The following is a 17,648-nucleotide window of genomic DNA, read 5'->3' as shown; positions in this document are numbered from 1 at the left end:
AAGCGCCGCACACTTCAAAATCAAAGTATTCAAAGGGGATCGTGCTTCTGGCGATCCCCTTACAATACCCGACGAAGGAAGCCCGCCCCCTCCCCTGTGTACCCTCGACCGCTCATTCAGGAGCGGGATCGGAGACTTCAGCTGTCTGAGTCCTCATTTCTCGCTTTTCCGAGCTCCAAGAGGGCCAGAGGAATGGCAACAACAATGGCAATGAATACCGCCGCTGCCCCCACCCAGCCCTGCACCTGGCCGGAAGCACGATAGTTATACCGGCAGAAAACGGCAAAGTGCTCGCAATTGTTCCACACCAGGTTGTATTTATTCTCTCCCAGGAGACTCTTCGCGTTTTGCACTGCCTGGCCCCCCGGAGAGTTCTGAGCCATTTCACAGAAGGGCGGCCTGTTTTTCTTTACTTCGTCGCGCCTTACCTCGAAGGTTTCCCGTGCCCACCACAGAGGGCGCCACGACCCCTCTTCGGGGTAGCGGCAGACCTCAAAACTTTCGGCGCCGTCCAGGAATTCATCCAGGCTGGTTTCGCGGACTATCCCGCAACTATCCCCGCAAATACCGGAATCATTACCGTCCCCTTCCTTTTTGGGGGTCGTGTAGTGAATGACGCTGTTGTCCATCGCCACGTAGATTCCATAGTGATCGTAGTGAAAGGACTTCCTGTACACTCTGATGACGTCGCCGTTTTCAAGCCTCCTGAGGTTTTCCTGATTTCTCATAACCATGAGAGCTTTTCCCTCCTCGTTCCATTCCTGGAATACAAGCCATCCTTCCCTGCCGCCCCCGACGAAGCACGGCACGCGTCGAAATTAAAAGCGCCAAAGGGGGGACCGTGCTCCGGGCGATCCCCCTTCCTGACCGCCATACCTTAATGCCCGATCCCTGCGTCGATGGAGTCCACCACGATGACCTTTTTGCCCTCCTCGCAGGCGTAGTGGCAGAAGCCCCGCCAGGCATTCTGCGTTGACCAGAGGTTGAACTCGTGCGTGGAGTCCTCCTTTGGATCTCCTTTCAGCGCTCTGAAGTCGAAGCTGCTCAGGTTGGTCCCGTTCTCAAGGAAACGGGACAGGTTGTCGATAGCCCGGTTCAAGAGGACCTTTTTGTCGGGGTCCAGCTTGCCGGCCTCGCTCTCCGTTGCGCTGCTGAAACGGATTCGGTCCGACAGCGGAGGAAGCAGCCTCTCGCCGTACAGTTTCGCCGAAACCTGATCGAACATCAATTTCCCCCAGGCGGAGAAGGTGCACTCGCCGTCAACGATATCCAGCATCGTCTCGGGCAGCCCGGAGCACTGTTCCATGGGAAGGGACTGCCACGTCAGGCGCCGGGCGACGGAGAAGTTGTCCACAACCGACCGCCTGGCGCTCTCGTCAAAGTTTACAGGCAGCCTTGGGATGCTCAGAAGCTCCCCCCGGCCTCGAAAATATAGAGGGTCTCGTCCGCGTAGAACATCCCCAGGGCCTGCATGTAGCCCTGAAGCGACTTGAAGCCCCCAACGAGGTTGAACAGAATACGCCACGACGCTTGGCGGTATCCTGGCAGCACCGCGCTGCACCACTCCACCAGATTGTTGATCCCAAGCCTGAAAGCGCTCATGTCGCGGGTGTTCAGGTCCTCGATCGGCTGGACGGTCATCTTGATGCCCCGTTTTTCCCCCCAGTCGCTCAACAAACCTGCGGTGAGGCGCCCCTGGAAGGTATCGGTGCAGATCAGGAAATGCATATCGCCGGCCGCGTCCGCCAAACCTCCGGCCCTGCGATAGCACCCGATAAAGCCGTTCAATTCCGCCGAGAGCCTGCGGATCTCCGCCTCATCCCTCGCGGACAAAAGGTGCCCTCGCCTTTCCTCCACCAACGCCAGCAGTCTGCCCCTGTCCTCCGCGCTGTACTCCTCCTCCCGCTTGTTGGCGTTGCTCCGAAGGAAAGGAATATCCTCCCGGTCCGCTCCATTCGTCAGGAGACTGGTTCCGCAGGTGGTCACCGTCAACGCCCTCATCGACCCGTCCCCCTTAAGGCCCGCTGGTTCTGTCTTCATCCAACTCACACCATCCTTCCTTAAAATCCGTCCTCATGGACCCCATTCGCTAAAGCCTATTCATATAGACGATATATCAGTGAAAAATCAGGAATACCCTGCCGTGTACACCCAAGTATAGTACAATAACGAGAAGATGATATGCCAGCTTGGATACGAATCGAACATGGGGGCGAGGACCGTGGACAAAAAGCACGTGCGGATGATCTGTACCGTCGGAACCTCATTCAACTATCGCTGTAACGACGGCAAAAACCTGTTGTGGGATAATAAGAACAATGAAAAACTGCTGCAGGAATCGGAAGGGGGCCTGGATTCTCCACTGTGCGAGCTAATGCGGACGGGGGCTATGGGAAATCCCCGCCGGCTCAAGGCCATCGAACTTCTGGACTCCCAGGCCCTGCCTCAGACTTTCGACGAATTCACATTCCCCACGGCCGAGATCCAGACGCTCGTCCACTGGCTCAAGGACAACCGGGAACAGATTGAGACCCTGCACGTCGTGCTGCTCCCCTCGGAGGACGTCCCGTCCAGGCTGACGGCCCACGCCGCCCGCATCTACCTCAACGCGGCCCAACATCTCTTCCCCACAAGGATACAATGCGGCCTGGAGGACATCCTCCCCACCAAGATCGAGGTCGCAGACCGCGAAAAATTTCTCCGCTCCGTCGCCGTGCTCTTTGAGGAATTCGACCGCCAAGTGGACCAGAAGGGACCGGAACAGCCGGTCTTCTGCACCTCCGGGGGCTACAAGTCCATCGTCGCCTTCGCGGTGATGTACGCGCAACTTCACTCCATACCCTGCCTGTACACTTTTGAGAATGGCCCTCAGGCGTTCGAACTCATGCACATCCCCCTGGGCTATGCGATCGGGACGCTGGATGAGGAAATCAGCCTGCTCAAGGCCATCGGTTCACGAAAGGGCCAGACCGGGGAAGACTTGGAATCGAACCTGGGGGTCCCCCAGTGGGTCTCCGACACGCGCCCCCTCGCCCCCATGCTCATCAAGAGCTACGAAAGGGGGCGCCGTCAGCCCTGCGGCACGGGGGCGGCCCTGTTCGACCGCCTGCGGAACGCTGGAGACAGGGGGCGCCGTCTGGCTCAGCACCTGGAAAGGCTCCTTGCCGAGAACTGGGCCGAGCTGTGGATGGGGGATCAGATCCCCGAGACGGTGGAGCACAGCCGCCGCCACTCCAAGCGCCTGATGGAGTTCGCCTCGAACCTCTTCCGCTGCGCCGGGCCCCAGATGGAAGCGCTGCTGAGCCTGGGGGAGGACCCCGAAAAACCGGAGCTGCTGGCCCTGCTGATCGCCAGCATCTACCTCCACGATATCGGGCACACCGCGCTCTCCTTCCCCGTCAGACCCACGCCGGGGCGGTGCACCCCGTTTCCCCTGGGGCTCTTTCCCTCCGCGGTGCGCGAGGTCCATCACCTCCTGACGGGTGAGCTTCTCCGCCAGTATCCCGAAAGATTTTTCGGGGAGGAACACGACTGCGACCCCTTCCGCTTTCTCAAACTCTGCGTGCCCTTTCTATCGGAGCACCACAGGGGCTACACGGCGCTCATGGACGGCGACGGGAAGCCCTCCGAACTCATCGGTTCCGTCGGGAAACTCCTCTACGGCGAGGAAAAATTCAAGGAAACCCTCCGCCCTCTCAAGGTCCGTTTCGAGGAGGCCCTCGGAAACGTGGACCTTCCCTTCACGGCGGACGGCATCCTGAAGGCGACCGCGCTGCTGCGAGTCATCGACGGCTGCGACGTCCAGTCCGACCGCGTCATCAGCAGGGAGTACCTGAGGGCGCGGCTCGACCGGACGCAGGACGAGGCAAAGTTTCTCAGCGCCCAGCTCGAGGCCTTCGCCCTACCGCAGCAGATCGCACAGCCTTTTTCAGACCTGAAACAGGCCACGAGCAGGCTGGACGTGAAACAGGTGCTCGAGGGGACCTTCGTTGACGAGGACGAGGTTATCAAAACGTCCTGCAGGGCCATCTACCTTGGGGTGTTCCAAGCCCTCGATGCCCTCCGTCAGAAGCACCCGTCTGCGGAGGATCGGGCCAAAGGGGACTGGGGGAAAATTCAGACCGAGGAGGCATTGTCCTTCGCCGGGCTGTCCCTGGCCAACCGCGTCGCCTTCAAGTGGGAGCAGTTCCTGCACTTCTACAAGCACCAGAGCGTCGGCTTCGTCCTTCCGGTCCGGGATTCGGATAAAGAGGTGAGCGTTCGGCTGTATCCTGTCGATGCCACAATGTGCAACGAAAACACTGCAAAAATCATGGAGTCGATCGAACAAGACATCGAGGGCGAATATAAAAAGGCGAAATCCGTCCTGGAGGAGCACCTGATCCTCAAGGCCAGGACCTCAACGGAGGGATCCCATGACTGAGGGGCGGAGACTGAAGGTCCCGGAATGGGCTTCCCTGAGCCGCTCCCTCGAACGGTCTCTCGGGGATTTTCTGCCCTGCGGCATCTCCGTTGCCGTTGAGGAAAGGGCGTTGGAGCGGCCTCAGGAATTCCGGATGCTGTGCCTGACCTTAAAGGGCCAGAGGCTCCGGAAACTGGCCGCCGAGTTCGGCGAGGACGGCTCTCTGACCCTGCACTGGCTGCTTCCCTCCGAACCCCACGTGTTTGTTGACCTCACAGACGGCGCAACGGACACGAAATGGGCTTCGGCCCATATCTTCACGCTGAAAGGCTTTTCCAGGACGGAGGGCGGGGAGGGCGAGGAAAATTCTCCCAGCGCTTACCAAACGGATCGCTCACGGCTAAAACTTGCTCCAGATCTGGATGAAGGGAGGGTTTCCCAGCTCTGGTGGCATGACGCAGAACGGCTTTGGGGGCAGTTTGCCCACTCCGTGGAGGCTGATAAGGTCAACCTGAAGGCATTCGTCCGCCTGGAGGCCGGACTCAACGCGCTTTGGGTCAGCTCCCGGAAACGCCATCGCCTGCTGACGAAAATCGGGTCCCCCCATCGGGAAAACCCGTTGCTGAGGCTCGAAGGGCAGCGCCAGGTCTGCATCGGGCTCTGGGGCGTCGAAAGCCACGGAAGGCTGCGCCTGCCGCACGAGAGCCACCGAGGACGGCTCTGTCCCTTCCAGACCCCTGAGTCCAAGCGCACGGGACTGGACCTTCAACTGGCCGCAGGGGCCGAGGTGAAAAACGACGGTTCGATCAAGCCAAATGACGATTACCTCTTTTCCATCGCCGTTGGAATGATCCCCTACCCCCTTCACACGGACGGTCCCCGTCTGATGATGGGCGGCAAGAACATGAAACAGGCCGAGATCGAAATCGAGGGTGCGGAGCCTCCCATCGTCCCCGGATACCTGGAGGGACAGCGCGCGCGTTTCATTCCCGCCCTCAAAGGCTCTCTGGACTCGAACGGGCGTCTCAGCCCCCCCATTGGACTGAACGCTCTGACCCTGGTCATGCCGTTCGAGGGCTACACCTACGAGGACGGGCTCGTGGTATCGGAATCCCTGGCCCGGCACTTCTTTATCCGGAACGGGACGCACACGATCCGAAAAACCTGCGAACGGTGGATTCGGGAGGCCGATTTCAACGTCCCCGATATCGCTTCGGCCATCCGTGACAGCACCCCGGTCCCGGAGCCTCGCTACCTTTACGGCGCCCCGCTGCCGATTCCTGCCTTTAACTTTCAAGAGCGGGATCGGCACGGCTCACTCAAGCCCTGCCCCCTGCCCCGGGTCCTTTACGACCACCACGCGCCGGGGACGCTGGATAAGGGCGGCTTTCACGTTGACGTGAGGCTGTCCCGTCCATCGGGAACGGAAAATTCCAGAGGGATACGCGTGACGCTGGATCTGACATGGACCTTTCGCGTGGAGCGCCCTCTCGGACTCGGCGACAAACTCACGGGCCGGAACGGCAACAAAGGGGTCGTCACCCGCATCCTTGCCGATGAGGCCATGCCGAAGGTGCGCATAGGGGGCAGGGAGTATCGAGCCGAATTGATCATCTCTCCCAGCTCGATCATGGGGCGCAAAAACCTGGGGCAACTTTGGGAGATGACGCATTCCGTTCTTCTGAAATCCGCTCCGAAGGGAATACCGGACGACGACGAACTGGAGGGGAAGCAGAAGGAGAACCTGTCCGAACTCATGCGCCGCGCCGGCGCGGACGAATGGGGGGCCTTCCCCGTGTCGATCCCGACGGAAAACGGCCATCGGGAATTTCGCGCGTTTGCGGGCTGGCAGTATTTCTGCCGCCTGCACCACCACGCCCTGAAAAAGCTTCAGGCTCGTGGAGCCGAAGGGCCGATCCAGGAGGCATCGGGACAGCCGGCGGTGTGCGGTTCCAGAACCGGCCAGCGGCTTGGCGAGATGGAAAACTGGTCGTTTCTGAGCCACGGGGCGGACGACGTCCTTTTCAAAATGCGCGCACACTTCACCGGGGATTTCGCCAGGACAAGGGACCTGATGCAGCGGATCTACCGGTCGCTCGGCCTGACGCTTGACGCCGGCCGGGACGTCCTCCGGGTCAGCAGGGCGCCGGAAGCAGCCTCCGCCAAGCAGGACAAGACGGAACCGGAATCCCTGAGAGCGTTCCTGAATCGCACCCGGGACGACGGCAACGCGGACGACGCAGGGAAGCTTGTCTGCTATAAGGACCCGGACTCCAAAGGGTCCCCCCATTCCATGGAAGCGTTCCTGGACCAACAAATCGAGCAATTGAAAAATGCCCAACTCAAAAACACAGAAGACCCCAAGGCCAGAAAAAGGCTGAAAAGCCTCCTTGATAAAGCCAAAAAACTGAAATCTCTCCTGGGCTCTCAGGGGAACCTGTACGTTGACCCGAAGCTCCTGCGGCTCTTCCCCGGCCTGAGGACCGCTCTCAGCGAAATTCTGCACGCCACGGGCAAAGAGAAGCAGCTTATGGCGTTCCTTCGTTACCGCGAACAGCTCGTCGCTCTGTTGTCCGGCAAGGAGGGCGTGCCGCGGCGCCACCTCCTGGGACGCCGCTACAACCATTCCGCCCGCGCCGTCATCGTGCCCTGCCCGGACCTGGCCCTGCACGAGGTCCGTCTGCCCCTGATGATGCTGACCGAACTGTTGGACGGGTACGAGGACGAACGCGCAGGGAGCCTGTTCTCGGAACCTCCGTTCAAGGTCCGTTCCTACGTCAACGACCCCCTCTGCAGGGAATGGTCCGACGAGGAGGCGAAGCGCTGCGACCAGAAATTATGCACAGAATACGAGCTCTGGGCCTTTCTGGTGCGCCAGCCGAGCCTGCACCGGCACAGCCTCCAGGCGTTTCGGGTCCGCTGCTGGAACGAGCCCGTCATCGGACTTCCTCCGTTCGTCACCGCGGGGTTCAACGCCGATTTCGATGGGGACACCATGGCAGTGTTTCTCCCCCATCCCAGCTCAGGGAGCCTCGAAAAATTTTCCCTTCCCAACGATCCCGGCCTCGTCGGGACCGGGGCTCCCGCCCTGGCCTCGGGGCTGGACCTGGCCCTGGGCTGGTGGAACCTGGACAAGGCGGACAGGGACAAATGGCTCGCTCAGGCCGGTCTCGACGACCCCACAGGCCAACGCCCCCAAAAACTGGAGGACTTCCTGCCCGTCCTTCTGCGGCACACAGCCTCCCGCTCCTGGGCGGAGCGCAGCGCCCTGCTGGGGAGGCTGCAACACGCCGTATGCAGCGCATCGACCGGGGCGGCGACCCTGACCCCTCTGGAGTTCGAGCGCCTGGCCGCCTGTCTCGATCAACTTTTGCCCTGTAAGGAGGGGAAAAAGGAAGAGGACGCCGAGGCGGCCATAGCGGCTTTCTTCAGGGAGCGCCCCGACCTTGGACTTGCCCGGATGGTGGCGTCCGGGGCCAAGGGAAAGGTTCGCGACGTGCGCCACATGACGTGGGCCATCGGAGAGATCACCAAAATCAAGGGCACTCCGGACAAACCCTACATCCGGGGAAACTTCTGGAGGGGCCTGACGGAGGACGAGATGTTTCTCTACAGCTACCCCTCGCGGGACTCCATGGCGCAGAAAAAACTGGCCGTCGCCGAGGCCGGGTATTTGTCACGTCAGTTCGCCGAGGGGCTGTTTGAGCTTCGGGTCCAGCGCGAGGACTGCGGAACGGCAAAGGGTCTTGAGGTGGGGTACTCCAGAATGGAGCAAAAAGAGTGCCTGACCCTGTCACTGGACGGGGAAACCTTTACCCTGCCCACCCTGGGGAAGCTCGAACGGGACTTGGAGAGAGTGGCCTGGGGGCGCACGCTTGCAGGGCAAACAGCGCGTTCTCTCAGCAAAGACGACCTGAAGGCCGTCCTCGCCTTCTGGAAGGAGGGTCTCGACATCTCGGACGATGAGCTCAAAGAGCATCTCCTGGCAAACAAGAACCGCCTGGTTCTGCGCTCCCCCCTTTTCTGTGCGTGTCCCCCGGACGAGGGGGTCTGTGCGCTCTGCTGCGGCGCAGACCTGTCTCAAAAACCTCTGGATATCCCCCACCCCGTCGAGATCGGCGCATTCGTCGGCCTCACGGCCGCTCAGGCAATAGGGGAACGGGGGACACAGCTGGCGATGAAACGCTTTCACGACGTCAGCGGGGGCCCCCAGGGGAACAAAATCGCCGCCCCGCAAAAGGACAACAAAAGCGCTGACAGGAAAAAGGATAACGATAACAAAATCGCCGGCCTGAGAGAGAACTTCATCAAGGGACCCGAAACGCACGACATAAAAAAACGCCTTGGTAAAATGTTGGACGTCCTTGCGAAGGGCGACAGCGATGCCTTTGAAGAGCTTCCGCAGGCGTTGATCCATTATGAACTGGCTCTGAGACAGAGCCTGGCGCGGGGGCTCGACGCGGAGGCCTCAGACAGCGAAGGACGCTATCTGTCCGCCCTGGCCCATGAACGTATCGAACCCCTTTTGGGGGGTGCGTCCTTTACCGACGATTTCAAGACCATCAAGAGCAGACTGCTTTGGGGAGGATCGGATCGATGACTCGACAGATCGTGGGGACCACGCCCCGGCAGGTCGCCGGGAATCGGGCTGTCCAGCAAAACGTCGCCTTTCGTACCGGGAGGGGATTTATCCATGACGACACGGAGCCGGACGAGGAACGCTTCGAGGAGGAGCTGGACGTGGAGGTCAACGACGCTTCCGATGACGAGGAGGACGAGGCGCCAGACGACGACCTGGACAGCGACTCGTCGTACCATGAGGGAGAGGCCCGTCCTTCCACCCTGGTCCGACCCATCTGGCTGTGGTGCGGTGGACGCATCGTCTGGGCCGCAGACCGGTTTGGCTATCACCTTTCGCAGCGGGAGCAATTCAGGCGAAAATTTCAGAACCTGCTCGACTACCTCCGCTCACAGATGGGGACGGATTTCCCGGAGACAACGGCCCCATGGCTCCTTCGGGAGTTTTTCACAAAGCAAAGCATGAATGCGGACGAACCCTCCCCGGTATCCTCCGGCTCCTGCACGCCCTCGGATTCCTGCAGGGGAAACGAGGAAAACGGGAAGGGCGTCTCCTGGATAGATCAGCTTGGCCGGGTGGGGCTGATTGTGGAGCGGACGCTGACCCCTCTGGATCTTTTTATCATGGGACAGGGGAAAAAGAATCCGGAAGTTCTGGAACGGGAATGGCTCAAGATGCAATTGAAGAGGCGGGGCATCGGCAGGCCGGAATGGAAGCTGCTCAAGGATTGGCTTCCCGATGAGATCAACGCCTTTTTTAAGGACTTGAACGCTTCAGCGGGAACCGATTTTCACTACGCGCCTTCGACGCTCCAACGTAAAAAGCTGGCCGAATGGTCAAAATGGGATATCTGGAGCGGAGGGGAATCCGTCGAATGACGAATAAAAAATTGACAGAGCGAAGCATTGGCATCTACCTGCATTTCGACAGAAAAAAGACAGAATATAAGGAATGCATGGAGATTCTGAAGAAGGCCTTCGAGAGCCTGAGCACCTCAGGCAAGGAAGAACTCAGGGAACCAGGCTACGACTTTGTTCCCAACATTGAATCCGCGTTCTTCGTCATCGCGTCCCCGAAAACGCTGAAAAACTGCAAGCCTCTGGATAAAGGTCCCATGCCGACAATCCTGCTGCTGCAGGACGACGAATGGAATGACGACACGGCGGATGTCCTCGCAGATCCCCAATGGGATGTGCGAGGGCTCTTCCGTCTGTCAAGGCTCGGAGAAAAGTGGGATTATGAGGAATTCGGCGATCTCGCTTCCGCCGTCAAGGAACTCGCCCGCGAATCCATGCGGCAGGGGGGAGGTGCGGAGGAAAGCTTCCGCAAGCCTGTAGACTGGAAGGCAAAGCTCACGGCCCAACATCGGGTCGGGTTCGTCAGCCTTTTCTCGGACCCCTCGACGCGGACGATGGCCCGTCAATTTAAGAACGCCCTCGGTGACATCGGAAAACGACTGCCTCTGACGCCGAATACGCGTCCCCCATCTCTGCTGCTTCTTGGAGAGACGGGCTGCGGCAAGTCTCTTTTGGCGCGCGCTGCGGCAGACGTCCTGTTCCCCGGTGCGGAGAATCGCTTTAAGCGTTTGAACATCTCGGCCTATACGAACGACCTGATCGACATCGAGCTCTTCGGCTCCAAAAAGGGGGCCTATACGGGATGCGACGAGGACCGTCCTGGGGTCTTCGTCGCAGCTCAAGGCGGGGTGGTCTTTCTGGACGAGATCGGGGACATGGAACCCCGCAACCAAACACGGCTCCTGACCTACATGGATGACGGCAACGTGCTCCCGCGCGGGACCACAGAGAAGGTAAGCGCTCCCTGCGTCGTCATTGCAGCGACCAACAGGAGGATCGACAGGGGAGAGGGGGATTTTCGCGAGGACCTGTTCTGCCGATTCGATCACGTCATCACGATCCCTCCCCTTCGGGAGCGAAAAAGGGACTTGCGGCTGCTTGTCAGTCTGACGTTGCAGGACGAGGAGGTCAACCCCGACAGGAAGGTCCGTTTTATCAGCCTCGACGCCATTGAATATATCGAGCGCCGCAATTTTCCGGGAAACTTCCGGGAGCTTCGCTTCCTGCTCCGGCAGTCGGTCCGGCGCGCCGTCGCCTCCGCGTCGGAATGCCTGTGCCTCAGGCACTTCGCGGACTGACACAGCCTGCACGGGCGTTCCTCCTTGCCGTCGACACCTCGGCCCGAAGTCACAGTTGAAGAAGGCGAAGACCGCCCCAAACTTTTTCCCGGAGACGGTCTTCCTCGGTAATCGAGTGCCGGGGATCGAAGCTCCTCAAACGGACCAAAAAATACGCTGTACCCGTTTTCCTGGCGCTGCCGGAACCCATGCGCCTGTGTGCGCTCCGCCGCTCTTCAGGAAGCGCCGGAACCTCCGGGCTCCGACGGCTCAGCGGAGGGCAGGCCCCTGCGGATCAGGGCCAGGGTCGCCAGGGTGGTCAGGAGGTCGGCGCCCGCCTGGGCGTAGAGCACTCCGTCCAGGCCAAACAGGCGCGGGAGGACCAGGAGCAGCGGGATCATGAAGATTCCCTGGCGCCCCGCGCTCAGAAAACCGCCCTCCAGGGCCTTGCCGCAGGCCAGGTACAGGGTCGAGCAGGTGAACTGGAAACCCAGCGAGAAGAACAGGACGGTGTTGGCGAGGAGGGCCCGCCCGGCGACGGCGAGGACGCGTGCGTCGCGGCTGAAGAGGGAGAGGATCGGCCCGGAGAGGCACAGGATCGCAGCCGTCCAGGCCAGGCAGAAGAGCGTGGTCAGGAGGAGGCAGGTCCTGACGGTCTCGTTCAGACGCGCGAGGTTCCCGGCCCCGTAGTTGAAGCCCGCCATCGGCTGGAACCCCTTGATGAACCCAAAGACGACGAACATGCCGAGCGTGACGATCCTCAGGACGATCCCCACCGCGGCGACCGCCTCGTCGCCGTAAGCGCTCGCTGCCCTCACGAGCAGGCTCATGGAGAGCGCGGAGAAAAGCTGCAGCAGCAGGACGGAGCTCCCGACGCTCAGGACATCGGCATAGATTCTCCGAGTCGGGGAGAAGTTTTTGAGGGAGAGCCGCAGGTAACTTCCGGCCCCGGCGAAGAAGCGGAGGTAGAGGAGAGCGGTGACCGCCTGAGAGATCAGAGTGGCCGCCGCCGCCCCGCGGACCCCCATGTCCAGGGAATAAATCATGATGGGGTCCAGAATCATGTTCAGGACGGCGCCGACCGTCATCGCCGCCAGCGAGGTTCCGGCCGCCCCCTGCGCTACGGCCAGGTTCCCGGCCGCGACGTTGCCCACGCCGAGGATCGCGCTGAGTATGAACGGCACCGCGTAGACGCGCGCGTGGGGCAAAACGGTCTCCGTTGCCCCCATGAGGCGCAGAACCGGGACGACGGCAAGCAGGCACAGAGCCCCGGCGACAACCCCGGCCCCGATCGCCGTGAACAGCGCCGTCGAGGCCACGGCCTCCGCCCGCCGTCTCTCCCCCGCACCAAGCAGCCGGGAGATGAGCGACGCGCCCCCTGCGCCGAAGGTCAGCCCCAACCCCACGAAGAACAGGGAAAACGGAAACGCCACGGAGACCGCGGCGACGGAGACGGTGCCCAGCCCCGATACGAAGTAGGTATCCACCAGGTTGTACAGGGCCGTCACCAGCATGCTGACGACCATCGGCATTCCGAGCCGAAGCAGGGCCACGGTGACGTTTCCCTCCCCCATCAGACGAATTCTCTCTTTTTTGTCCATGCTGCGCATCCCCTTCTTAACAATTTCCCGTGCTCCGGGATTTTTGTTTCGCCGGCAAAGCGTCAACACTCTATTCCCTCGAACGGAAAAAGACAAGGTACCCCGCCTACGAACGCCGCACATACGTCGAGTGCCTTAAAACGCCTGTGCAAGGGGGATTCGTCGTTTTCAAACTCGTTTACGTTAAAATGTCGTGATGTTTATTGGGTATGCTATTATCTTGTCGAGGCTCGGGCGAAAGGGTGAAGACGATGCAGAGGAATCCGGGTTCCGACTCCCGGTCGCAGGAAGATTTTTTATGGCTGCCGGTGGCCCCACAGTTCATACCGGACACGGAGCGTTCGTCGCCGCACGATCGCCTTTACCGCATGGCGCCCGAGTATGGCGATGGGACCCTGCGGGTCCTCGACTTCAACAAACTGTTCGTCGTCCTCATCGCGAACTTCGTCCCCCACACGACCTTCGAGCATACATGGCGGATTGCGCGGAAGTACCTGGAGATCGGCTGCTTCGACACGGACTCCAGCTCCTACCGCGTGGGCCGGCGCAGGTTCAAGCGGGTGGAGCGGGGGATCGTCTGTCACATCAACGACAGCCGCACCGTGTTCGTGCGCTGCGAGGCCGGCGTGCCTGCGTGCTTCACCAAGATTCGGGTCTCCGGGGAATACTTCGACGGATTCCTGAGGGAACGTTATGGGGAGGACTACGAAGCCTCCCGGGACGCGGTGGCTTTCCTGTCCCGCAGCCCCAACCCGCCGGAGCTGCGCTTTCTCTTCCGTCAGATTCGGGACTGCCGGGCCGAGGGAGCCGCCAAGCTCCTCTACATGGAGGGCAAGATTCTGGAGGCGCTGTCGCTGATCGCGCTGAACTTCGAGTGCCGGACCGAGACGCCGCACCTGGCCGTAACCTTGGACTCGGAGGACCACAGGGGGCTGCGACGGGTCGTCGCTGCGATGGCAAAGGACCCGGCCGCATATCCCAGCATACGGGAACTGGCCCGGCTCGCCTGCATGAGCACCTCGCGTTTCCAGCTGGCCTTCCGCAAGGAGTACGGGACGACGCCCTACGGGTACCTCAAGAACCTGCGCATGAACCGGGCGCTTACGCTGCTGCAGGAGTCCGACCTGTCGATCGGAGAGGTCGCGGCCCGGGTGGGATACGGCAATTCCGGGCACTTCGCGGGACTTTTCAAGAGGGCCTACGGCATAGGGCCGAAGGGCTATCGGACCCTGTACCGGGGGTAACCGGCCGCCTCAGGCCCCTTGGCCGCAGCTGCCCCATAACACCCTGGTAACCCTGACAAAATTTCTATGCTCCTGGGAGGTCAAAGTGCCGCAGCGCTTCTGCTTTCACGGTGCCGGGAGGGAGACTCGAACTTCCACAGTGTCGCCATGGGGTTTGCGACCCGTTGTTGCTATAATAAAGCCAACGAATACGTTGCCTTCAGGGGTGATGAACGTGGATGATGACAAGGGAGAGAAGTCGAGGGGCGTTCCGGTGATGACGACGCACGAACGGCAGGAGATGCTGAACCTTCAGGAGCAGGGGGAGCTGCCGGAGAACATCGACCGCTCCACCGACCTGTACTTCCGCTTCCTGCTGGGGACGCCGGCGCGGGGCCGGCTGCTTCGCGATATGCTGAACGCCTTCTTCGGCGCCCTGGGCTATCCCCTGTTGCAGACGGTGACCCTCACGGACACCGAGCGCGAGCCCGAGGCGCTGGGGGCAAAGTACACGCGCCTGGACCTGACGGCGCTGGACGACCTGGGCCGCACCCTCCACATCGAGATGCAGCGGGAGAACTACACCCACTTTCAGAAGCGCTGCCTCTTCTACCTGTGCCGGAACTACACGAGGTCGCTCAAGAGGGGCGAGGGATACGCGAGCCTGTCCCCGATCGTCTCCATCTCGCTGTTGGGATTCGACCTTTTCGAGGGAGAGCGTGGGCTGTGGGACTTTGCGCTGATGAACCCCGGGACGGGCCGTCGTCTGATGGAGGCGGACGACCTTCTTCTGTTCTACGTCGAGCTGAACAAGACGACATGCCCCCTGCGGGAGCTGCGGTCGAAGCTGAAGGCGAGGCCGGGGCACGTTCTGAGCCCCGAGGAGCGCGCGCAGGTATGGGGAGGCTACATCAACAACGAGAGCGAGGGTTTGGCCCTGCTGCGCGAGAGTTTGTCGGGGGATACCGTTTTTTCGGAGGTGAGCGAGGTGGAGCAGGAGTACTGGAGTTCTCCGGAGAACCGCTACTATCAGCTGCGGGAGATGATGACTCAGCTGGATTATAAGGCGATTCGGGAGGACCGGTTGGCGGAGGCGACGAGGGCGGTCCGTGAGAAGGCCTGGGCCGAGGGCAGAGCCGAGGGCGTAGCTAAAGGCGAGGCAAAGGGCTGGGCTAAAGGCAAAGCCGAGGGTAAAGCTGAGGGCAAAGCCGAGGGTGAACTGTTGGGCAGGCAGGAGACGGCGCGCGCCATGCTGCGGGAAGGGATGTCCCCGGCTTCCGTCGCGCGCTTCACCCGCCTTTCCCTCGACGAGGTCGAGGCCCTGAAGGGGCGTTGATACCAATTTGCGTCTAAAGGGAAAGAAAGGCCCCCCTGCAAGGGGGGCTGCCCCGAAGGGGAGGGGTGTTTTTCATAAGACGTGCCTGTCTGACATTCCCCGTCAACGCCTCCACAAGGCAATCCATTGCCTTGCTTCGGCACAGCCGACCAACCGGCCGCCGCAATCCTCCCCAAAGATCGGCTTGCGTGAGGCCGGTCGTCTGGCTGAACCCCTCCGCCGCCCTTGGCGGCACCTCCCCTTTCAGGGGAGGCAATCCATATTAAACGCGATTTGATATGAGAGGTCGGCCAGTCGACGGATTCCCGCGGTCATTTGCTATGGTGGAGCGCGTTGCGCACGGGGTTGCGGAGAACGTGTCCACGGCAAAATACCTTTTCACGGGGCGAGGTTGGGGCGGAATTACCGTCCTGAATCCGGCTCCGGCAGGGATTCATGATCAGCTTCAGGGCAGAGTGTGGCCTGCGGCAGGAGTCTCTTGAAGTCCAGGTTATAAACGCAAGCCCCCCGTCCGACGACGGGGGGCTTGCGTGCGCCGCGCAGGGCGCGTCGTTCCGTTGACGCCGCAGGACCCTACTTCTTCGGCTCCGCGTCCTGGTCGCCGAAGCCCACGGCCTTAAGCCAGTCTGTCGGGTAGCCCAGGGGCTCCATCGTGTCGGCGGTGATCCTGTAGCCGTCGTTGTACTTGCCCACAAGCGTCCAGGCCAGCGCCCACCAGTCCCGGTCCACCAGCTTCATGTTGTCGTCCACGTGCTTCGTGATCATCTCGGAGGCCTTCTTGGGGTCCTTCTTGTAGAGCTCGGCGGCCTTCTTCTCGAAGTCGGCCTGTTCCGCGAAGAACTTGCCCTCGAGGCGCTTCTGCTCGGCGCGGACGTCGCCGATCATCGCGGCGAAGTTGAGGTCCGCCCAGTTGCCCACGAAGTTGAACGCCCACCAGGTGGACTTGGGGTCGAACTTGACGCGTTCGCCGGTGTTGTAGGACTCGGGAACCTCCTTCGTCCCGGCGTAGATGGGCATGTAACAGGTCGTGATCGGCTGGTCCTCGCCGAACCAGGCCACGGCCGCCAGGGGCTCCGGCAGGTTGTCGCGCACCTGGCCGACGAAGCTGTAGCTGCAGCGGAACAGGCTGATGCTGCGGTTCCAGTCGTTGCCCTTGCGGTCCTCAGGCTTCATGTCCTTCGTCACCGCGTAGCGCGTCGGGGTGCCGAACGGGCCGGCGGCAAGCCCCTTGGTCATGTCAAAGCGCGTGCCCTCGAGGACGTCACGGCAGAGCGCCATCAGGTCCTGGGGCGTCACGGGCTTGTCGGGCTTCTGGAACAGCGGGTACTGCTCCGCCGCGTCCTCAGCCAGCTTCACGCTGGGGGTGAGCAGGTTGTAGGCCCGCCACTCGCGGCGCTGCTGGTAGTAGGGGGAGCCGTAGGGCTCCGGGTTGTAGAGCTTGTGGAATACGAAGGGCTCGCCCTCCTTCCACCACCCCATGTCCTGAGCCACGGTCTTGACGTTCGAGGAGTACATGAAGTTGTCCTTGTCGTCGAAGTCGATCTCCGCGATGCGGGAGCGGTTGGAGCCCATGGCGTAGCTGTCGTCCGGGCACCGCACTGCCGCCCAGACCGCGCCGGGCTTGCCGCTCTCCGGCGTCCACAGGGGGCCGGGGCCGGTGATCTCAAACAGCCAGATCTCGTTCTTGTCACCAACGGTCAGGGCCTCGCCGCCGTCGGCATAGCCGTACTTCTCCGCCAGCTCGCCCATGACCTCAATGACCTCGCGGGCCGTCGCCCCGCGCTGGAGGCCAAGGACCTGCAGCTGCTCGATCATGAAGATGGCGTTCTGGCACTCGCTCTCCTCGCGCCCGCCCCAGGTGTACTCGCCCATCACGACGGACTTCTCGTTCATGATGGGGTAGCCCACGTGGAAGTAGGTGTAGGTCGTCTCCGCCTGCGGGATCTCCCCGACCTTCTTCAGCTCCTTGCCCGGCCGCGTCTGGTAGCAGATGTTGTGGTAGACGGGGACCATTTCGCCCTTCTTGTGTTTGCCGCCGGGTACGACCTTCAAGCGATGGTCATACCAGCCGTCGCAGGTGTAGGAGACGAGGACGGACCCGTCCGCCGTCGCCTTCTTGCCCACCATCACGGACGTGCACGCAAGCGCAGCAGCGGCCATCGTCAGGCACAGCACCACGCCCAGAACAAGAACCTTGATCAATCGCATGAACAACAACCTCCTGAAAAAAGTTGAGATACCAGGGCGCCGCACTGCCGCACCCTGTCGCCGCAGGAGACGAGCTCCTGCGATGAACGCAAGATAAACGCGCCAGCCGTCTGGAAACCTGCGGCCGTATCGCCGCTTCGGAGCGCCTCGCGCTAAAAGACCGGC

At 61.5% G+C, this 17,648-nt stretch carries 11 protein-coding genes; 6 read left to right on the top strand and 5 right to left on the bottom strand.

What is annotated here, in order from left to right; all coding sequences use genetic code 11:
* Window positions 1-137: 137 nt before the first annotated feature.
* The 3 genes from ACK28C_RS04600 to ACK28C_RS04590 form a co-directional block, all read right to left on the bottom strand.
* Window positions 138-809 (bottom strand): lecithin retinol acyltransferase family protein, encoded by a 672-nt coding sequence (locus ACK28C_RS04600; protein ID WP_208873615.1) that lies wholly within the window; start codon window positions 807-809, stop codon window positions 138-140.
* A 68-nt stretch (window positions 810-877) separates the two neighbouring features.
* A complete protein-coding gene (locus ACK28C_RS04595) occupies window positions 878-1,354 on the bottom strand; it encodes a hypothetical protein (protein WP_409152524.1) in 477 nt (158 codons plus the stop codon).
* Between the two features lie 50 nt (window positions 1,355-1,404).
* Window positions 1,405-2,040, bottom strand: a complete 636-nt coding sequence (locus ACK28C_RS04590) for a hypothetical protein (protein WP_409152523.1) — start codon at window positions 2,038-2,040, stop codon at window positions 1,405-1,407.
* Between the two features lie 181 nt (window positions 2,041-2,221).
* Between ACK28C_RS04590 and ACK28C_RS04585 the strand changes: the two genes are divergently transcribed.
* From ACK28C_RS04585 to ACK28C_RS04570, 4 genes are all read left to right on the top strand, one after another.
* Complete coding sequence (locus ACK28C_RS04585) at window positions 2,222-4,423, top strand: hypothetical protein (RefSeq protein ID WP_208873619.1); 2,202 nt, start codon at window positions 2,222-2,224, stop codon at window positions 4,421-4,423.
* Window positions 4,416-9,002 (top strand): DNA-directed RNA polymerase, beta subunit/140 kD subunit, encoded by a 4,587-nt coding sequence (locus ACK28C_RS04580; RefSeq protein WP_015556895.1) that lies wholly within the window; start codon window positions 4,416-4,418, stop codon window positions 9,000-9,002. The genes ACK28C_RS04585 and ACK28C_RS04580 overlap by 8 nt, the downstream gene beginning before the upstream one ends.
* Entirely contained in the window at window positions 8,999-9,859 is an 861-nt protein-coding gene (locus ACK28C_RS04575) for a hypothetical protein (protein ID WP_015556896.1), read from the top strand. Before ACK28C_RS04580 ends, ACK28C_RS04575 begins: the two co-directional genes overlap by 4 nt.
* Before the next feature lie 77 nt (window positions 9,860-9,936).
* Entirely contained in the window at window positions 9,937-11,136 is a 1,200-nt protein-coding gene (locus ACK28C_RS04570; protein ID WP_409152522.1) for a sigma-54-dependent transcriptional regulator, read from the top strand.
* A gap of 215 nt (window positions 11,137-11,351) precedes the next feature.
* Here the strand turns inward: ACK28C_RS04570 and ACK28C_RS04565 are convergent, their stop codons facing one another.
* Window positions 11,352-12,716, bottom strand: a complete 1,365-nt coding sequence (locus tag ACK28C_RS04565; protein ID WP_409152521.1) for an MATE family efflux transporter — start codon at window positions 12,714-12,716, stop codon at window positions 11,352-11,354.
* 251 nt (window positions 12,717-12,967) lie between these two features.
* Here ACK28C_RS04565 and ACK28C_RS04560 point away from each other — a divergent pair, with 251 nt between their 5' ends.
* Both ACK28C_RS04560 and ACK28C_RS04555 read left to right on the top strand, forming a co-directional pair.
* A complete protein-coding gene (locus ACK28C_RS04560) occupies window positions 12,968-13,960 on the top strand; it encodes a helix-turn-helix transcriptional regulator (RefSeq protein ID WP_409152519.1) in 993 nt (330 codons plus the stop codon).
* Between the two features lie 214 nt (window positions 13,961-14,174).
* Window positions 14,175-15,275 (top strand): Rpn family recombination-promoting nuclease/putative transposase, encoded by a 1,101-nt coding sequence (locus ACK28C_RS04555; protein WP_409152518.1) that lies wholly within the window; start codon window positions 14,175-14,177, stop codon window positions 15,273-15,275.
* 573 nt (window positions 15,276-15,848) lie between these two features.
* Here ACK28C_RS04555 and ACK28C_RS04550 read toward each other — a convergent pair.
* Window positions 15,849-17,483, bottom strand: coding sequence for a dipeptidase (locus tag ACK28C_RS04550; RefSeq protein WP_015556898.1), 1,635 nt, complete (start codon window positions 17,481-17,483; stop codon window positions 15,849-15,851).
* Window positions 17,484-17,648: the final 165 nt, after the last annotated feature.

This window comes from Fretibacterium fastidiosum (assembly GCF_964642095.1).
GTDB classification, from domain to species: domain Bacteria; phylum Synergistota; class Synergistia; order Synergistales; family Aminobacteriaceae; genus Fretibacterium; species Fretibacterium fastidiosum.
This window is presented reverse-complemented; position numbering and strand designations above follow the sequence as displayed.